This is a genomic window from Terrabacter sp. R4-6 (assembly GCF_057529065.1).
On sequence record NZ_CP197224.1, the window covers coordinates 1361939 to 1378747 of the forward strand.

The 16809-nt window shown below is 71.2% G+C and carries 16 protein-coding genes and 2 pseudogenes; 6 read left to right on the forward strand and 12 right to left on the reverse strand.

The genetic code is table 11. The annotated features are described in order from the left end of the window. A complete protein-coding gene (locus ACSSS0_RS06425) occupies positions 1 to 1032 on the reverse strand; it encodes a type I asparaginase (RefSeq protein WP_487230464.1) in 1032 nt (343 codons plus the stop codon). A gap of 268 nt (positions 1033 to 1300) precedes the next feature. Here ACSSS0_RS06425 and ACSSS0_RS06430 point away from each other — a divergent pair, with 268 nt between their 5' ends. Together ACSSS0_RS06430 and ACSSS0_RS06435 are read left to right on the forward strand one after the other, a co-directional pair. Continuing rightward, on the forward strand, positions 1301 to 2008 hold the full coding sequence (locus tag ACSSS0_RS06430; protein WP_487230465.1) for a hypothetical protein: 708 nt from the start codon (positions 1301 to 1303) through the stop codon (positions 2006 to 2008). 184 nt (positions 2009 to 2192) lie between these two features. Beyond that, positions 2193 to 2465 carry a BON domain-containing protein gene (locus ACSSS0_RS06435; RefSeq protein ID WP_487230466.1) on the forward strand — a complete coding sequence of 91 codons (273 nt, stop codon included), beginning with the start codon at positions 2193 to 2195 and terminating at the stop codon, positions 2463 to 2465. Between the two features lie 79 nt (positions 2466 to 2544). Here the strand turns inward: ACSSS0_RS06435 and ACSSS0_RS06440 are convergent, their stop codons facing one another. Then, the gene (locus ACSSS0_RS06440) at positions 2545 to 3762 is read right to left on the reverse strand and encodes an erythromycin esterase family protein (RefSeq protein ID WP_487230467.1); all 1218 of its coding nucleotides are present in this window, start codon (positions 3760 to 3762) and stop codon (positions 2545 to 2547) included. Between ACSSS0_RS06440 and ACSSS0_RS06445 the strand changes: the two are divergent. From ACSSS0_RS06445 to ACSSS0_RS06455, 3 genes and pseudogenes are all read left to right on the forward strand, one after another. Further along, positions 3709 to 3946: pseudogene (locus ACSSS0_RS06445) on the forward strand (IS110 family transposase); the annotation flags it as partial. The gene ACSSS0_RS06440 and the pseudogene ACSSS0_RS06445 sit on opposite strands and share 54 nt — an antisense overlap. Before the next feature lie 48 nt (positions 3947 to 3994). Then, a pseudogene (locus tag ACSSS0_RS06450) lies at positions 3995 to 4123 on the forward strand (transposase); the annotation flags it as partial. Between the two features lie 68 nt (positions 4124 to 4191). Further along, positions 4192 to 4422 (forward strand): hypothetical protein, encoded by a 231-nt coding sequence (locus tag ACSSS0_RS06455; RefSeq protein ID WP_487231234.1) that lies wholly within the window; start codon positions 4192 to 4194, stop codon positions 4420 to 4422. 375 nt (positions 4423 to 4797) lie between these two features. Here ACSSS0_RS06455 and ACSSS0_RS06460 read toward each other — a convergent pair whose 3' ends face one another. Genes ACSSS0_RS06460 through ACSSS0_RS06490 form a run of 7 tightly spaced genes read right to left on the reverse strand, consistent with a single transcriptional unit; the run spans position 4798 to position 13491 of the window. Next, positions 4798 to 5820: an SDR family oxidoreductase gene (locus ACSSS0_RS06460; protein ID WP_487230468.1), complete on the reverse strand. Its 1023-nt coding sequence runs from the start codon at positions 5818 to 5820 to the stop codon at positions 4798 to 4800. Positions 5821 to 5879: 59 nt separating this feature from the next. Beyond that, a complete protein-coding gene (locus ACSSS0_RS06465) occupies positions 5880 to 7658 on the reverse strand; it encodes a glycoside hydrolase family 15 protein (protein ID WP_487230469.1) in 1779 nt (592 codons plus the stop codon). Further along, positions 7643 to 8767 (reverse strand): enolase C-terminal domain-like protein, encoded by a 1125-nt coding sequence (locus tag ACSSS0_RS06470; RefSeq protein ID WP_487230470.1) that lies wholly within the window; start codon positions 8765 to 8767, stop codon positions 7643 to 7645. Before ACSSS0_RS06470 ends, ACSSS0_RS06465 begins: the two co-directional genes overlap by 16 nt. Continuing rightward, positions 8764 to 10464 carry a GMC family oxidoreductase gene (locus ACSSS0_RS06475; protein WP_487230471.1) on the reverse strand — a complete coding sequence of 567 codons (1701 nt, stop codon included), beginning with the start codon at positions 10462 to 10464 and terminating at the stop codon, positions 8764 to 8766. The genes ACSSS0_RS06470 and ACSSS0_RS06475 overlap by 4 nt, the downstream gene beginning before the upstream one ends. Further along, positions 10461 to 11186: a gluconate 2-dehydrogenase subunit 3 family protein gene (locus ACSSS0_RS06480; RefSeq protein ID WP_487230472.1), complete on the reverse strand. Its 726-nt coding sequence runs from the start codon at positions 11184 to 11186 to the stop codon at positions 10461 to 10463. Before ACSSS0_RS06480 ends, ACSSS0_RS06475 begins: the two co-directional genes overlap by 4 nt. Then, positions 11186 to 11695, reverse strand: a complete 510-nt coding sequence (locus ACSSS0_RS06485) for a hypothetical protein (RefSeq protein ID WP_487230473.1) — start codon at positions 11693 to 11695, stop codon at positions 11186 to 11188. The genes ACSSS0_RS06480 and ACSSS0_RS06485 overlap by 1 nt, the downstream gene beginning before the upstream one ends. Further along, positions 11695 to 13491, reverse strand: a complete 1797-nt coding sequence (locus ACSSS0_RS06490; protein WP_487230474.1) for a thiamine pyrophosphate-requiring protein — start codon at positions 13489 to 13491, stop codon at positions 11695 to 11697. Before ACSSS0_RS06490 ends, ACSSS0_RS06485 begins: the two co-directional genes overlap by 1 nt. A 249-nt stretch (positions 13492 to 13740) precedes the next feature. Between ACSSS0_RS06490 and ACSSS0_RS06495 the strand changes: the two genes are divergently transcribed. After that, positions 13741 to 14160 carry a MarR family winged helix-turn-helix transcriptional regulator gene (locus ACSSS0_RS06495; RefSeq protein ID WP_487230475.1) on the forward strand — a complete coding sequence of 140 codons (420 nt, stop codon included), beginning with the start codon at positions 13741 to 13743 and terminating at the stop codon, positions 14158 to 14160. Here the strand turns inward: ACSSS0_RS06495 and ACSSS0_RS06500 are convergent. The 3 genes from ACSSS0_RS06500 to ACSSS0_RS06510 form a co-directional block, all read right to left on the reverse strand. Further along, entirely contained in the window at positions 14110 to 14445 is a 336-nt protein-coding gene (locus tag ACSSS0_RS06500; RefSeq protein WP_487230476.1) for a hypothetical protein, read from the reverse strand. The two genes, ACSSS0_RS06495 and ACSSS0_RS06500, sit on opposite strands and share 51 nt — an antisense overlap. Positions 14446 to 14463: 18 nt before the next feature. Continuing rightward, on the reverse strand, positions 14464 to 14919 hold the full coding sequence (locus tag ACSSS0_RS06505) for an IS110 family transposase (RefSeq protein WP_487230477.1): 456 nt from the start codon (positions 14917 to 14919) through the stop codon (positions 14464 to 14466). Between the two features lie 635 nt (positions 14920 to 15554). Further along, positions 15555 to 16808, reverse strand: a complete 1254-nt coding sequence (locus tag ACSSS0_RS06510; RefSeq protein ID WP_487230478.1) for a nitrate/nitrite transporter — start codon at positions 16806 to 16808, stop codon at positions 15555 to 15557. Between the last annotated feature and the right edge of the window lies 1 nt (position 16809).

The following is a 16809-nucleotide window of genomic DNA, read 5'->3' on the forward strand; positions in this document are numbered from 1 at the left end:
CTACGTCTGAGCCCCGACGTCGTCCTTCCTCGTCAGCTCACCGGCGACGTCGCGTTGCATCAGCTCGGCCACGACAGCGGTGTCGAGGCCCTGGCCGAGCAGGACGGCGAGCTTGGTGAGGGCCGCCTCGCACGTCATGTCGTAGCCCGGCACGGCCCCGGCGCGCATCAGGGCCGACCCCGTGGCATACGCCCCTGGCTGCACCGACCCGCGGACGCACTGGGTGACGACGACCACGACGATGTCCTGGGCCGTGGCGGCCTCGACGACAGCCATGAACTCCCGGTCCCTCGACGGCCCGTTGCCGGCCCCGTAGGCCTCGACGACGAGGCCCTGCAACGGCGGTCGGCAGAGGTTCGCGAGGATGGAGGCCGAGAATCCCGGAAAGAGCCGCACGGCCGCGACCTCCCCCAGCAGACCGGCCCTGAGCTCCGGTTCTCCGTCGGCGGGGCGCACCAGGGAGTCCCGGACGTCGATGTCGATGCCGATGGCGGCGAGCGGCGGGAAGCGCGGCGAGTCGAAGGCGTCGAGGCCCGAGGCGTCGACCTTGGTCGACCGGTTCCCCCTGAGCAGCACCTCCCCGAAGAGCAGCGTCGTCTCGGGGACGTCGGGCCGCGCCGCGACCTGGAGCGCCCCGATGAGGTTCTGCCGCCCGTCGCTCCGGGTGCGCGCGATGGGGATCTGGGAGCCGGTGACGATGACGGGCTTGCCGAACGACGGGAGGAGGAACGAGAGCGCGGACGCCGTGTAGGCCATCGTGTCCGTCCCGTGCAGGACGACGAACCCGCGGTGCTGACGGCGGCGCTCGTGGAGGACTCGAGCGATGGCGCACCAGTCGTCGGGCGTCGCGTTGGCGGAGTCGATGGGAGGGTCGAGCTCCTCGAAGACGATCGGCGGCAGCTCGCCCCTCGAGTTCTCCACGATCCACTCGACGTAGGGAGCGAGCGCACCCGCCACGGGCGCGTAGCCGTCCGGGGTGTCGACCATCCCGATGGTCCCGCCGGTGTGAAGCACGAACACGCTGTCGCTCACGACGTGTGTCTCCCTTGGTCGGATCCCGGACTCCGCGCGAGCCCGCGCAGCAGGCCGCCGGTCCCGGCGGCCTGCGCAGCTCACCGTGGCACCGGACGCTCGGCCCTGTCCAGAGTCGTGGCGTGCGTGGCTCGGCGGATCGCAGCGCAGCCCGTGAGTGCGCCACCGTCCGCGGTCGGCTCACCCCCTTCGGATGATCCGCATCTTCCCGCTCAGTGTCACGCTCGAGTGATGTCGATCATGAGCCGCACGGGCCCACGGCTGGAGCATGAGCATGCATGAGGACGAGCGTGGTCGGGCCGAGTCACCTGCCGACCTCGGACCCCGGGGGCGTGTGCTCGAGGAGATCCGGACGCCGCGGGCGGCGGCCGTCGCCGGGATCGTATTCGCCGTGCTCCTGGGGGCGGTCGTCATCCTCATGTACCTGGCGCTCCCGGGCACCGGCAGCCGGTCGACGTGGATCACCGATGCGGAGCGACGAGGCAGGGTCGCGCTCGCGATGCAGCTGACCCCCTACGCCGGCATCGCCTTTCTCTGGTTCATCGGGGTGATCCGATCCCGTCTCGGGCACCGTGAGGACAAGCTGTTCTCGACAGCCTTCCTCGGGTCCGGGCTGCTCTTCGTCGCCATGCTGTTCGCCGCCTCTGCAGACGTCGGGGCCCTGCTCGCCCTGTACGACGGGCCGGACAGCGTCTCGCCGGAGTACGTCCGGCAGGTGGGGGCGGTGAGCACCGCACTCCTGACGACGTTCGGCATCCGCATGGCAGCGGTCTTCACCATGGTCGTCACGAACCTCGGACGGCGCACCGGCATCGTGCCGCGGTGGCTGGTGGCCGTGGGGTTCGTCGTCGCGCTGGTCCTGCTCCTCGCACCCCCGCGGACGGTCTGGGCCGTCCTGCTCTTCCCGCTCTGGGTCCTGCTCCTCAGCCTGCACCTTCTGGTCACCTCGTTCCAGCCTGAGCCGACAAGGGCATAGCGGCCGTCGAGCGCACAGTAGAGGGAGCGAACTCCACCGCGTGGCGCGACGTCACCGAGCCCATCGGGCGTCGTGGCCACGCGAGCAGCGGCACGTCAGCCGGGCGGCACGCGCCGTGGCGCACCTACCGTCCGAGGGACCTTCGACTCTGGTTGACGTCGGTGACGGTCGTGAGCATGGGAGCATGAAGCAGTCTCACGAGAGCGACGAGGGCCCACGGCCGCGCGCGGTCAGGCACGAGTCCTCACCCCGGGTTCCTGGCCGGAAGCGCATCCCATCGCCGAGCGGGTTCGAGGCGAAGGAGCGCCTGCGGGAGGCCTTGGCCATGGACGGCCTCGCCGACGCGGACACCATCCACGTCGAGACGGACGGCACCGAGATCGTCCTCACCGGCACCGTTCGTTCGTTCGCCGAGGTGAACCAGGCCTGCCACGCCGCATGGTCCGTGCCCGCGTGACGAGGGTCGACAACGCCTTCGTGTGGTCTGAGGGCGCCGAGACGGACCGTCACGGTCTCTCGCAGCCGGGTTCCGGCTGCTAATACCCGCTCGGCTCGGTCTCGTACTCAGGTTCCACCGGTCGCGGCTCGTGGCGCAACGGAGTGATGGCTCGGGTGTCCTCGAACCACAGCAAGGCGTCCCAGCGTCTGCCCATCCGGGTCGGGACGTAGTTGCCGCCCTCACGGCTGGGTTCGTAGACGACGCCGATGGCCCGGTGGCCGGCCCAGCCGGAAAGCCACGGGCTGGACCGGTCCTCGCCGAACACCAGGACGGACGGCTCACCCAAGGCCAGGTGCAGCAGGTCCTCGTGTGACCCGGCCCTGGCCGGCGGAACGTTCATGACCGCCTCGGGCTCGCCCCATCCCGCGCCTGTCAGCACGTGGCCGCGATGACCCGCGAAGCCGACGAGAGCGACGCCCTCGTCGTGGTGGCGCTCCCGCAGCAGCTGACCGAGATTGACCATTCCCTCACTGGCCATGTCCGTCGCGCGTGCGTCGCCGACATGGGTGTTGTGCTCCCAGATGAGTCCCTGCGAGGCGGGACCGAGGTGCCTGCTGAGCCGGTCGACCGTGTCGGCCATGTGCCGGTCCCGCACGTTCCACGAGCTACGGTCCCCGCGGACCATCGCCCGGTAGTACTCCGCGGCACCCGCGACCACCTCGGCGTTCTGGACCGCATCGAAGGCCGCGGAGTCGCCCCCGTGTCGAAGGGCTCCTTGCCGCAGCGCGACGAGCAGCGCGACGACGTCGGCCTCGCACGTCCGAGGCACGAGTCGGGTGCGGAAGGCGTAACGGTGCGGGTCCTCGCGGCACGGGATGAAGCACTGCCACGCCCGCATCGCTGCGTCCATCGACTCGGGAGCCTCGACCTCGACCCAGCGGATCACCTCACGCAGGCTCCCCCAGAGGGAGTACACGTCGAGCCCGTAGAACCCGACGCGTGCCGCCGGCTCGAGCCGGTCGTTGTGGGCCCTGAGCCAGTCCGGGAAGTCGGCCACTTCGCGGTTTGCCCACATCCAGGTCGGCCACCGCTCGAACTCCACCAGGACCTGCGCGGCGTCCAGCTCTCGATCCGTCTGGCCGCGCACCCACTGGTTCACGAGCCAACAGTCCGGCCAGTCCCCCTCGACTCCTACCCAGGTGAAGTCGCCATCCTCGATGAGCTGTCGGCTGACTCGGGCCCGCCACGCGTAGTACTCGTGCTGCAACGACCATCTGGGGATCGGATCAAGACCGACGCGCGGGACGCGGTCCACCTGGCCCGTCTGCTGCGCCTGGATGAGGTTGCCGCGGTGACGGTGCCCACACCAGCGACGGAGGCGGCCAGAGACCTGGTCCGGGCCAGGGAGGACTGCCGCGGGGACCTGATGCGGGCACCTCGTATCGGCGCACCGCCTGTCGAAGCTGCTGCTGCGCCAAGGCATCGTGTACTCCGGCGGTGACATCTGATCTGCGTCGATGTGTGTCGGTGCTGGAAGGATGTGCACCATGCCCAAGGCGTTCCCTAACGAGTTCCGTGAGGACGTGATCCGGGTCTTCAAGGAGTCGGATGCCTCGGTCGCCCAGGTCGCGCAGGACTTCGGCATCTCGCCGTCGTGTCTGAAGCGGTGGCTGACGATCGATGAGCGACGCTCTGCCAGCGCGGCGGGACCGAGCTGGGGTCCGAGCGGTACTAGCCTCGAACTGTGTCGACGAAGTCCGAGCAGCGGGCGCTCCGAGAAGTGGTTGCGATGTTCCACCAAGCCCAGCTTGCCGGACTGGTGGAGCACGGCGCGCAGGCGGTTGACCGCCACCGCGCCGGCGGGCTCCACGAGTTCGGCGTCGGCCGAGTGCTGTTCCTGTACTCACGAACGGCGCGAAAACTGTGGGGCCTCCTCGAACGGAACTCGCTGAGGGAAGCGGCGTATCACCGTTGAGGGCTACACCGGTTGACCCGCCCCGTGTGTCGACGACCGCCTGCCACTCGAGCGCGGCGAGGGAGGCGGCCAGCACGGCGCTCGTGACGTAGTAGCGGCGGTCGCGGCGGGTCGCCGCAGCCCAGGGCACCATGCCCACCGCATGGAGTCCGTCGACTGCGGCGCCCGCGCGGTGCGCCGCCGGCGCGCCCGCGACGACCACGGCCACGGCCTGTGCCAGGTGTCGGGCCCCGAGCACCCGGGCGACGCGCACTGTGGCGCAGTCCGGGACGCCCTGGAGCTCGTGACTCGCCAGTCGTGCCGGAGCGGCCAGGCCGCTGATCCCGTATGCCGCCCTACCGAGCTCCAGCGCGACGCGAGCCGCGTTCGCTCCCCTCACCGCGAGCGCCGCGTCGTCACGGCCGCGGCCACCGCGGCCACGGCGATCCCGCCGACCACACCGAGGAGCCCGTGGTGCTGGGAGGCCCAGAGCTGCGGTGACCGGTCGGTCGACCTGGCGTCGAAGGGCCCACGCGTGCCGTAGTCGTGGTGCTCGTCGGCGGGCCGTTGGAGGTTGTCGGGCCGGTCCGGGTCCGTCGGCTGGTGGGTCTGCTGGGAGTCGAAACCGGTCCGGCCGAGGTAGCGGTCGAGCAGTCCTGGGGCCACGGCGTTGGCGACGAGGGTGCCGACGGTGCTGCCCCCCACCCAGTACTCGCGCCGCTGCGGGTGGTCGGCCGCATGGACCACGGCACTCGCTGCCACGTGGGGCTCGTAGATGGGCGGCACGGGCTGCGGCTTGCGGGGAAGCCGTGACCGCACCCACTGGAACTGAGGGGTGTTGACGGCAGGCATCTGCACCATGGTGACGCGCACCGGACTTTTGTCGTGGAGCAGCTCACAGCGCAGCGACTCGTGGAAGCCCTGGATGGCGTGCTTGGCCCCGCAGTACGCGGTCTGCAGCGGGATGCCCCGGTAGGCCAGCGCGGAGCCGACCTGCACGATGGTGCCGTGGCCGCGCCGCTTCATCCGCGGCAGGATCGCCATCGTCGCGTAGACGTAGCCGAGGTAGGAGACCTCTGTGACCCGCCGGTACTCCGCGGGGTCGATCTCGTCGAACGGTGCGAAGACCGAGGCGAAGGCCACGTTGACCCAGACGTCGACCGGTCCGAGCTCACGCTCGACGGTGTCGACGGCGGCGGTCACGGCATCGGCGTCCGCCACATCGACCTCGACGACCAGCGGGTTGCCCCCGGCCGCGCGCACCTCGTCGGCGGCCGCCTCCAGCCCCGCGGAGCCGCGGGCCAGCAGCGCCACCTTGGCACCGCGCGCACCGAAGGCAACGGCGGTGGCGCGGCCGATGCCGCCGCTGGCACCGGTCACTGCGACGACCTGGTTGCGGTGGTTGCGTGCGTCGTTCATGGGTTTCCTCTCGTCGGGCGGACTCGGGTCGGCGGGACCGTCTGTGGGACCGCCTGGGATCAGGTGTGCAGGTGGGTGCCGGGTCCGTCGGCGAGTCGCGCGCTCGCCTCGAGCAGCCCGGCGTGGACGAAGGCCTGCGGGAGGTTGCCGCGAAGCTGGCGCTGGCGGACGTCGAACTCCTCGGTGAACAGGCCCGGCGTCGTACACGCCGCCCGTCCGCGCTCGAACCAGCGCAGCGCCTCGGCATGGTGCCACTGCTGGTGGGTGGCGAGCGCCATGTGGAAGCCGCAGAGCAGGAAGACCCCCTCGGCCTCGGCGAGGGGACGCTCGTCGTGCCGGAACCGGTAGAGGTAGCCCTCCTCGCTCAGCTCCTCGCGGACCGCCTCCAGCGTGGCGACGCTGCGTGGGTCCTCCGGCGGTACCGCACCGCGCACGGCAGCGAGCAGCAGGGAGGCGTCGACCCGCTCGTCCTGCGGGCTCTGCTGCCAGCGTCCCGAGGGGTGGAGGCAGTCGGAGGTCGCGTCGGCGACGATGGTGTCGGCGAAGCCGGCCCACTCCGCCGCCTGCGCGGTCGGCGCGACGGCGGCGATCGCCCGCAGGCCCGCAGCGCAGATGAGCCGCGAATGCGCCCAGCGGCGGTCGTCCAGTTCCCAGATGCCGGCGTCCGGCTTCTTCCAGCGCTTGCGCATGACGTCGATGCAGGTCTCCACGGCCCGCCAGCCGTCGAGGTCGAGCATGTCGTGGCGCTCGGCGGCGGCGAAGAGGAGCAGCGACTCGCCCAGCGTGTCGAGCTGGAACTGCTGGTTGACCCAGTTGCCGACGACGTCCTTGCCGCCGGGGTAGCCGGGCAGGTCCAGCTGCCGCTCGTCGGGCACCAGGCCGCCGTCGACGGTGTACGCCGGCCGCAGGTCGTTGCCGTGCTCGAGCAGGGCGCCGGACATGAAGGTGGCCGCGGAACCGAGAAGCGGGTGTGGGCCGCACGTGGCGACCGCCTGGCCGGCGTAGCACTGGTCTCGGATCCAAGCGTAGCGGTAGTCGTAGTTCCGGCTGCGGCCGCCGTGCTCCGGCAGCGACATCGTGGCGGCCGCCACCATGCCACCGCTGGCGCTCGTCAGGCCGCGCAGGACGGCATACGACTGCTTGGCGTCGGTGGGCGCGATGGTCTGCCCGAAGTCCGGCACCGCGTCGGCCCACGAGCTGAGGGTGGCCGACCACGTGACGTCGGGGTCCGGCGGACGGTCGGGAAGGTGGTCGCGGCTGATCTCGAGGACGAGGTCGTGGGTCTCGCCCTCGCGCAGCTCGATCGCCAGCTCGAGGCGGCCGTCGGAGTGCCGCCAGTGCGCCTCGCCGGCGCCGCTCCACCGCGCGACGTGGTGGCCTGCGCGGGCGGTCCACACCCCTCCGGAGCGGTGCACGTCGGCCATGGGGTCGGCGCCGAAGCCGGCCGCGAGCGAGAGCACGGCAGCGAAGTGGGCATCACCCGTCAACGCCTCCATCCGGTGCAGCAGGACGAGGTGGTCCTTGTCGCCGGGGAAGGCGAGCGCCTGGCGGCACTCCATGACGCGGTCGTCCGCGGTCCAGCGCCCCCGCCAGACCAGACTGCCCGGCTCGTAGTAGCCACCCCACACGTAGCGCTCGTCGAGCGGCGTGACCGCGTAGGTGCCGTGCCCTCCGACGAGCGCACCGAAGACCGGGTCGTCGTGCCACTGCGGCGCGCACAGCCAGGCGATCTCGCCGCGTGGCCCGACGAGTGCGGCGCGCTCGCCGTCGGCGAGGACGGCATACTCCCGGAGGACGTGCAGCGGCAGTCCCGCCGGCAGCTTCAGGCGACTCGCCACTGCGGTGCCTCTCCGCTCAGCGTCATGCCGTGCCCCACCCCGTCGCCCGCCGGGTGGAGCGCTCCGTGGTGCACCTCGGGCACACCGTCGAGCAGCTGCGGCTCCAGGCGCGCGTGGTCGACGAACCACTCGACGTGCCGCAGGTTGGGCGCTGCTGCAGCGACGGCGGCGTGCAGCGATGGCGCGCAGTGGGCCGACACCTCGAGGTGCGTCGCCTCGGCGACCGAGGCCGCGCGCAGCCAGCCGGTGTAGCCGCCGCAGCGGGTCGCGTCGAGCTGCAGGCAGTCCACCACGGGCAGCAGTGCTGTGACGTCGTCGGGGGTCGCGGCGTACTCCCCCGCGGCGACGTCGCACGCGAGGGCCTCTCGCACGGCGGCGAGTCCCGCGGTGTCGTCGCTCGAGACCGGCTCCTCGAACCACACGACTCCGAGGTCGTCGAGCCGGTCACCGACGCGGACGGCCTCACCCGCGGTGTAGCCGCCGTTGGCGTCGACCATGAGCTGCGTGCCCTCGGGGGCGAGACGCCGTAGCTGGCGGGTGCGCCGGAGGTCCCGGCCCGGCTCGCGCCCCCAGCTCTCACCGATCTTGATCTTCATCGACGTGCAGCCGGCCTGCGCCCACTCCTCCACCTGCTCGCCGAGCGCGACGTCGTCGAGCGTCGTGAATCCGCCTGAGCCGTAGATCGGTACGGCATCGCGACAGCGCCCGAGCAGATCACCGACGGGGACCCCGAGCAGGCGCGCCTTGAGGTCCCACCACGCCACGTCGACCGCGCTGACGGCCTGCATGGCGAGCCCGCCACTGCCGAGGTTGCGCACGGCACGGCGCATGGCCGACCAGCCGTCGGTCACGTCGAGGGCGCTGCGGCCCAAGACGTGCGGCAGCAGCTCGTCGTCGACGACCGCCGCCGCAGCCCGGCTGGAGTAGGTCCAGCCGAGCCCGGTGCAGCCGTCCGCCTCGAGCATCACCGTGACGGCCGTCGTCGCGTGCCACTCGAACGTGCCGTCGGCCTCCGGCTGCGGCGTCGGGAACCGGTAGACCGCGGCCCGGATGCCCGTGATCGCACTGTCGTCCCTCGCGTATGCCGTGTGCCGGGCTTCCGCTGTCACGAACGCACCTCCTGGTGCTCGGTGAGACCCCGACGCGCTTGGTCAGCAAGGCGGTCCGCGACGCGGGCAGCCAGCGCCATGATGGTCAGGGCCGGGTTGGCCGAGCCCTGCGTCGGCATCACGCTGCCGTCGACGACGTAGAGGTTGGGCATCCCGAAGACGCGGTGGTCGGCGTCCACGACGCCGTCCTCGGGGCGCGCCGCCATCCGGGCGCCCCCGACGAGGTGGGCGTAGCGGTCGATCGTCATGACCTCGCTGGCACCCGCGGCCCGCAGGATCGTCTCCATCGACTCCGTCGCCGCCTTGGTCAGCCGCCGGTCGTTGTCGCACTGGGAGTAGGAGAAGTGCGCGACGGGCAGGCCGTGCCGGTCCTTCTCGTCGGCCAGGGTGACCCGGTTGTCGGGTTGCGGGAGGAACTCGCAGAGGGCGCCGATGGTGGCCCAGTGCACAAAGTCCCTGAGGTACTCCCGCAGTGGCGCGCCCCAGTGGCCCTGCGCCACGACGTGCTCGGCCCAGGTGATGGGCAGCGGGCTGACGTTCTGGATGGACCAGCCGCGCCGGTACGGCTTGGTCGGGTCGGTCTCGTAGAACTGCTCCGAGGAGACCTCCGGCGGCGGGGCCTTGTAGGCGCGGATCTCCTCCTCGAAACGACCGGAGGTCTGCGGGGCGCCTTGGACCATGAGGTAGCGTCCCAGCTGGTCGGCGTCGTTGCCCAGCCCAGCGGCATACCTCCGGGTGGCCGAGAGCAGGAGCAGGCGCGGGGTCTCGATGGAGTAGCCCGCGACGGCGACCGCGCGGGCCCTCTGGAAGTGCTCGCGTCCTCGGCGCAGGTAGGTGACGCCCGTCGCGCGGCCCGTCTCGTCGTCGACGACGACGCGCGTGACCATGCTGTCCGAGCGGAACTCGGCGCCGTGGGCGAGGGCGTCGGGAACGTGCGTGATGAGCGGGCTGGCCTTGGCGTTGACCTTGCAGCCCTGCAGGCAGAAGCCACGGTAGATGCAGTGCAGGCGGTGGCCGAAACGGCCGTTGGCGATGCCGACCGGACCGACGCGGGTGCCTATCCCTGCGGCAAGCGCGCCGCGCTGGAAGATCGACCCGTTGCCGCTGACCGGGTGCGGCGAGTGGGGGTAGCCGTGCGGGTCGCCCCAAGGCCAGTCCTGGCCGGCCACGGGCAGCTCCTGCTCGATCTGCTCGTAGTAGGGGCGCAGGTCGGCATAGGAGATGGGCCAGTCCGCGCCGACGCCGTCGTCGGTCAGAACCGAGAAGTCGCTGGGGTGGAAGCGCGGGGTGTAGCCGGCGTAGTGCACCATCGACCCGCCGACGCCACGACCCGAGTTGTTGGAGCCCATCGGCACCGGGTCGCTGCCGCCGATCTGGCGAGGGTCGGTCCAGTAGAGGGTGTGCGAGCCGCGCTCGTCGGAGACCCAGTCGGCGTCCGGGTCCCAGAACGGTCCGGCGTCGAGGCACACGACCCGCCAGCCGGCGCGGGTGAGGCGCTGGGTCAGCACGCTGCCGCCGGCGCCGGCACCCACGACGACGAGGTCGACCTCGTCGTCGTCGTCGAAGCGGCGCATGTCGTCGCGCAGTCGGTGGTTCGTGCGGCTGCCGTCGGTGGGGAGGAGCCACGCGGAGTCGTTGCGAGCGCGAAGCTCCCGCTCCGCTCGCGGAACCCGGAGGGGGTTGGGCAGCCCGGTCACTGCTCGCCTCCTTGGGACGCGGGGGCCTCGACGAGGGCGCTGTGCCGCTGACGGGCCGCCTCGACGCGCCCGGCGAAGGGTGTGGGGCGCCGCTCGACGGCGTCGGCCACCTCCCAGTGCTCGCGGCCGCCCACCACGAAGTTGACGTAGCCACGCGGGTAGGCGGGGCCCGGGAAGCCGATCTCGTTCCAGGCCCAGGGGTGGGAGTAGAAGGCCGTGCACGCATACCTCGTCCAGAGGCTCCAGACGTGCTCTGCCGACACCCCGTGCCAGCTCTCCCCGGCGGACGAGTGCTCCTGAACCGCCTGGACGAGTGCGGCCTGCCGGCCCGTGTCGAGGTCGGCGACGCCGCTCCCCTCGAACTCGGCCCGCGCGTCCTCGTCGAGCCAGGCGAGCGTGTGCCGCCACGCGTCGCCGTCCTCGGGCAGGTCGTCGTGGTGCCAGCCGTCGGTCTCCCCCACGGCCAAGCGGGCGTCGAGCAGCTCGAGCACCGGCACGCGTGGCTCGCCGTCCTGGGCGAGGAGGAGGTCGAGCAGCGGTGCGGCGACGGAGACCTCGTGCGGCGTGAAGAACGCGAGGTCGGACGGGTGCGCGAGGCGGCCGAGGACCACCCCGGCCGTCACGTCGTCCCAGTCGTCGACCGAGTCGAGCACGTCGAAGCCGGCGAAGCGGCCGCGGTGCTGCGGTGTGGTGCCGCGTCGGTGCGGCGGACGGTAGGGCATCAGCCACGCCTCCCCCGCCCGTGAGCGCGGGCGGCACGGGCGGCGCGGACCCTGCCACGACGGCGCGGGGTCTCGTCCTCCCGTCGCAGCACGGCCGCCAGCAGGCCCATGCCACCGACGACGGTGGCCAGCAGCGGGGCGAAGAGCGGAGGACCGGCCTCGAGGTTGTAGCGGGTGACGCCACCGGGGCGCTGCTTGACGCCGCGCCAGTGCAGCCAGGTGCCCTGCAGGCCGTTGGCGACGATGAGCGCCGACGCGACGGGCAGCACGGTGTGCGCGGCACGCTTGGAGAAGACGCCCGCCACCCCGGCCGGAACCGCCGCCGGGAGGATCGCGACCGGCCACCACATCAGCTTGTTGCCGAAGCTGGCGCCGTCGTGGGCGAGGTAGATCTCGGCCGTCGTGATCCCGGCCCCCGCGGCGGTCAGCCCCGCGAGCGTCTGCTCGAAGCGCCCGGTCCGCACGTCGGACAACGCGCGCTCGAGCCAGGTGGTGGTGCCGGCCACCATCACTCACCGCCCTTGAGGCCGGGGACGACCTGCTGGGCCTTCATCTTGACGCCCTGCTTGATGAAGCCCCAGCGGTCCTCGTCGCCGTGCAGCACGGCGGCCGCGGTGGCCTTGGCCTGCGCCATCGTGGCGTGCGGCGGGATGGGTGGCACGTCGGGGTCGCAGCGCACGTCGAGGACCGTCGGCCGGTCGGCGGACAGAGCCGCGTCCCAGGCCGGTCCGAGCTGGTCCGGGTCGTCGATGTTCACCCCGACCAGGCCGAGACTGCGGGCGAAGCCGGCGTAGTCGACGTCGGGGAGCGTCTGGGACTCGACGAACTTCGGTGACCCCTCCATGGCGCGCATCTCCCACGTCACCTGGTTGAGGTCGTTGTTGTGCAGGACCGCCACGACGAGCCGCGGGTCGGCCCACTGCTGCCAGTAGTGCGCGACGGTGATGAGCTCGGCCATGCCGTTCATCTGCATCGCGCCGTCCCCGACGAGGGCGATGGCCGGGCGGTCGGGGTGCGCCCACTTGGCGCCGATGACGTAGGGCACGCCGGGGCCCATCGTAGCCAGCGTCCCCGAGAGCGAGCCGCGGATGTCGCCGTGGAAGCGCAGGTTGCGGGCGTACCAGTTCGCCGCGCTGCCCGAGTCGGAGGCGACCATGGCGTCGGGCGGCAGCCTGCTGGACAGCTCGGAGAAGATGCGCATGGGGTTGACCGGCTCCGCGTCGTTCATCGCCCACGTGTCGACGGTCTGCCACCAGTCGACGACGTTGCCCTCGATCTCCTCGCGCCAGGAGCGGTCCTCCTTGCGGTGCAGCAGCGGGATGAGGGCCCGCAGCGTGGCCGCGGCGTCGCCGACGAGGTTGAGCTCGTAGGGGTAGCGCATGCCGATCCAGGCCTCGGAGCGGTCGATCTGGACGGCTCGGGCCTGGTCGAGGGGCGGCATGAACTGGGTGTAGGGGAAGTTGGAGCCGACGGTGAGCAGCGTGTCGCAGTCCATCATCAGGTCGTAGGACGCGGTCGTGCCGAGCAGGCCGATGGAGCCGGTGACCCAGGGCAGGGTGTCGGGCAGTACGTCCTTGCCGAGCAGCGCCTTGGCCGCTCCTGCCCCGAGGAGGTCGGCCACCTCGGTCAGCTCGGCTTCGCAGCCGCGCGCACCCTGGCCCACGAGCATGGCGACCTTCTGCCCAGCGTTGAGCAGGTCGGAGGCGCGGCGCACGGCGTCGTCGTCGGGGCACACGGTGGCCTGCGCGGTGCCGATGCTCGAGGGCACCATCTTGAACGCGTGCCCGGGCGGGGTGTACTCGAGTTCGAGTACGTCGGCGGGGAAGATGATGCACGTCGGGGCACTGGCCGACCGGGCGGTCCGGATGGCGCGGTCGATGAGGTTGGGCAGCTGCTCGGGCACGGTGCACATCTGCACGTAGTCGGAGCAGACGTCCTTGAACAGGGTGATGAGGTCGACCTCCTGCTGGTAGGAGCCGCCCATCGCGCTGCGCGCGGTCTGCCCGACGATGGCCACGACCGGCACGTGGTCGAGCTTGGCGTCGTAGAGCCCGTTCAGCAGGTGGATCGCGCCCGGGCCGCTGGTGGCGACACAGACACCGACCTCACCGGAGAACTTCGCGTAGCCGACCGCCTCGAACGCTGCCATCTCCTCGTGGCGCGCCTGGACGAACTGCGGGTCGTTCTCGGCGCGCCCCCACGCGGCGAGCAGGCCGTTGATGCCGTCACCGGGGAAGCCGAACACCTGACGAACGCCCCAATCCCGCAGGCGGGAGAGAACCACGTCGGCAACCTGCTGGGCCATCTCGATCTCCTTCGACGTCGTCGTGGGCGAGCGCGGCGGGTCGCGTCAGATCCCGTGGCTCACCTCGTGCCAGCCCCCCCGCCAGCGCCGCCTGACCGGAAGGCCACGTATTTCTTTCTACGCGCAACAGTTGCGGATTGCAAGAGTTGCGCGGAGACTTGAGCCGTGCCTGAACCGGACCCCAGCGAGGCTGCTGACAGTCGCCAACCGCGAGACCAGGATGTCGAGGCAGTCCTTGACGCCTGCCGGGTGCTCGTCGCCATCACCGCGAGGTCGATGGCCGCCACGAGCGACGTCACGGACCTGCTCCACCTGCGCGCGCTCGTCATCCTGTCGAGCGGCCCGCCGCTCTCGCTCGGCGCCCTGGCGCAGGCGGTCGGCATCCACCTCACCCGCGCGAGCCGGTTGTGCGATCGGCTGGTGGCGCGTGGATTCATCGACCGCGCGGACGACCCCCAGAACCGTCGCCAGCTCCTCCTGCGCCTCACCCCGGCCGGCAGGGAGGTCGTCGACGAGGTCATGCACGAGCGAGCAGAGCAGATCCGGCCGATCCTGGCGCGAATGGACACGCTCGACCGCCGCAGCCTCGTCACTGCACTGCGCGAGTTCACCCTGGCTTCAGGTGACCTCGCCGCACACGACCTCTGGGCTTTGGGTTGGAGCGGTTAGGTAGGCCGCCTCGAAAGGGGCTAGGTGAGCCCCGATCCCGGCGTCCAACACCGCGATGTCGGCATCGATGGCGTCGACGCGGCCCAGCATCCGTCCCAGCAGGAGCCGGCGGTGGTCATCGAAGCCGCCCGCCGGCAGCCCGGCGAACGCCTCCTGCAGGAGCCCGATCTTGGCTCGCATCCGTGCCTCGGCCAGATCCGCGAGTCGCTTGGGATCACGCTCCCCGGCGATCAGTGCAGCCATCATCGCCCGGCCCGAAATCCCGAAGATGTCGCTGGCGACCACCGACAGCTTGATGCAGGCTCACTCCAGGAGCTTCTCCATCCGGTTCTTCTCCGCGGTGCGGGCCGCGACCAGGTCGATGCGGTAGCGGGTCAGATCGCGCAGCACCCGGATCGGGTGTGGTGGCACGAAACTCGCTCGCAGCATCTGACGCTTGGCAATCTTGCACAGCCACACCGCGTCAAGCACGTCGGTCTTGGGCCGGCCCGGGAGATGCTTCACGTCACGGGCGTTGAACTGCCAGGGGTTCAGGCCGCGGGCCTCCAGCAGGTAGAACACCGGCTTCCAGTAGTCGCTGGCCGCCTCCATCACGACCCGCTGCATGCCCAGGTCGACCAACCGGTTGGCCAGCTCCGCCTCCGACCGGGTCATCGTCGTGTGCGTCGTCACCTCGTGCACCCTCCGCTTCGAGCCGGTCGGCGAGGGCACTCGCACACAGCAGACCAGCTCAGCTTTGCCGATGTCAAAGGCAGCCACCCGCTCGATGATCTGCTCGTCATCGGTCGATTCGGCGAATATCGTTGCTGATCTCCCACCTCCACGCGATCTCGTCCTCGAGGCGTGACCGTCCGGGGAGATCACGAGGCAGGAAACGGAATCTAGTCCTCGTGCTCGACCATCGCGGAACAGTGAAGGCGCCCACAGCGTGACCCCCGCGCCCGGCTAGTAGACGCCCTCAACGGAGCATAGAAACACGGCGTCACCAGACGGTCACAAGCCCATTTTCAGCCCGGAACGGGCGCCCCGACAGGGGCACCTTGGCTAGTAGCCGCTAGCGCTCATCACTGCCCTGCACTGACGCGCCGGCATGACGCGAGCATCAACTCGCCGGGTACGCCTGTCTTGCCCAAACCCTCGCGCGCACGCGGTCACTCTGAGCGTCGCCGGTGGTGCGCCAAACCACAGGTTGCATCGCGCGGGGTCTGGCACGACGACGACCTTGGCCGATGTTCAACAACGCAACCCGGCTGTGGTCGAAGGTCCAGCTGCGCACGGGCCCTCGTGTGTTGCTGACGAGGTGAGAGCACAAACGGTGCGGTGCGGTCGCGGCGAGGTGGGAGCTGCCGGGGAGCCGGCTGCGACCTTGCTGGAGAGCGCCCGTCCGCGCAGTCTCACACCGTGGTGGCCGCCGTCCGAGCCTGCTGGCCGCGGGCGTCCTTGATGCCGACCAGCGCGAAGACCAGGGCGGCAACTGCGACGAGGCAGAGCAGCATCAAACCGAAGCCGTAGTGGTCGAAGACCTTGCCGAAGGTCGCCCCGAGCACGAGCGGCGGGAAGTAGCCGCCGAGGCCGCCGGCCGCACCGACGAGTCCCGTGACGCTGCCGACCCGCTCCGGCGGCGCGAGGCGGGCGACCCAGGCGAAGACACCGCCCGTGCCGAGGCCGAGGAAGAAGGCGATGGCGACGAACGCCGCGCCGGCAGGCACCTCGAGCGGCGGCTCGAACGCCAGGACGGCCGCAAGCACCGCGGTGCCGGCCATCGAGATGCCGACCACGGCGCGCGGGCCGATGCGGTCGGACAGCACACCACCGATGGGACGGGCGATGACGGCGGCGATCGCGAAGCCGGCCGTGCGCGTGCCGGCCGCGGTCAGGTCGAAGGAGTAGACGTCCTTCAGCAGGGTGGGCAGGTAGGTCGAGAAGGCGACGAAGCCGCCGAACGCCACGGCGTAGAGCAGCGACATCTGCCACGTGACGGGCAGCTTGAGGGCCGCCGCGAGCTTGGGCAGGACCGGGTCGGTGTTGGGCTTCCAGACCGGTGAGTTGCGCATCGCGGTCCAGCACAGGGCGGCAGTCGCGACGAGCATCAGCGCGATGATGATGTGGGTCATCGTGTAGCCGAACCACGTCACCATCCGTGGCGTCAGGGCGGCCGACAGGGCGGTGCCGCCCATGCCGGCGCCGAAGACGCCGGTGGCGAAGCCGCGCCGGTCGGCGTGGTACCACGCGTTGACGAAGGGCACGCCGACCGCGAAGGTCGTGCCGGCGATGCCGAGGAAGAAGCCGAAGAGCAGCATCAGCGGGAAGGACTTCAGGTTGCCGGCCAGCGCCACGAGGAGCACGAAGGGGACGGTCACCAGTGTGAGGATCGGGAACATGACCCGGCCGCCGTAGCGGTCGGTTAGCGCACCGACCGGGATTCGCCCGAGCGAGCCGACGAGCACCGGCGTCGCGACGAGCAGCGCCTTCTGGCTGCTGCTCAGGTGCATCTGCTCGGTGTACCTCACCCCCAGCGGCCCGATGAGGTTCCACGCCCAGAAGGTCACGGCGAAGGCGAACGTCGCGAGGGCGAGGTTCCGGCCCTGGCCGCTCAGCTCGACGTGCGGCGTGGACGGCGTCGATGCGCTCGGTGCGCTCGTACTCATG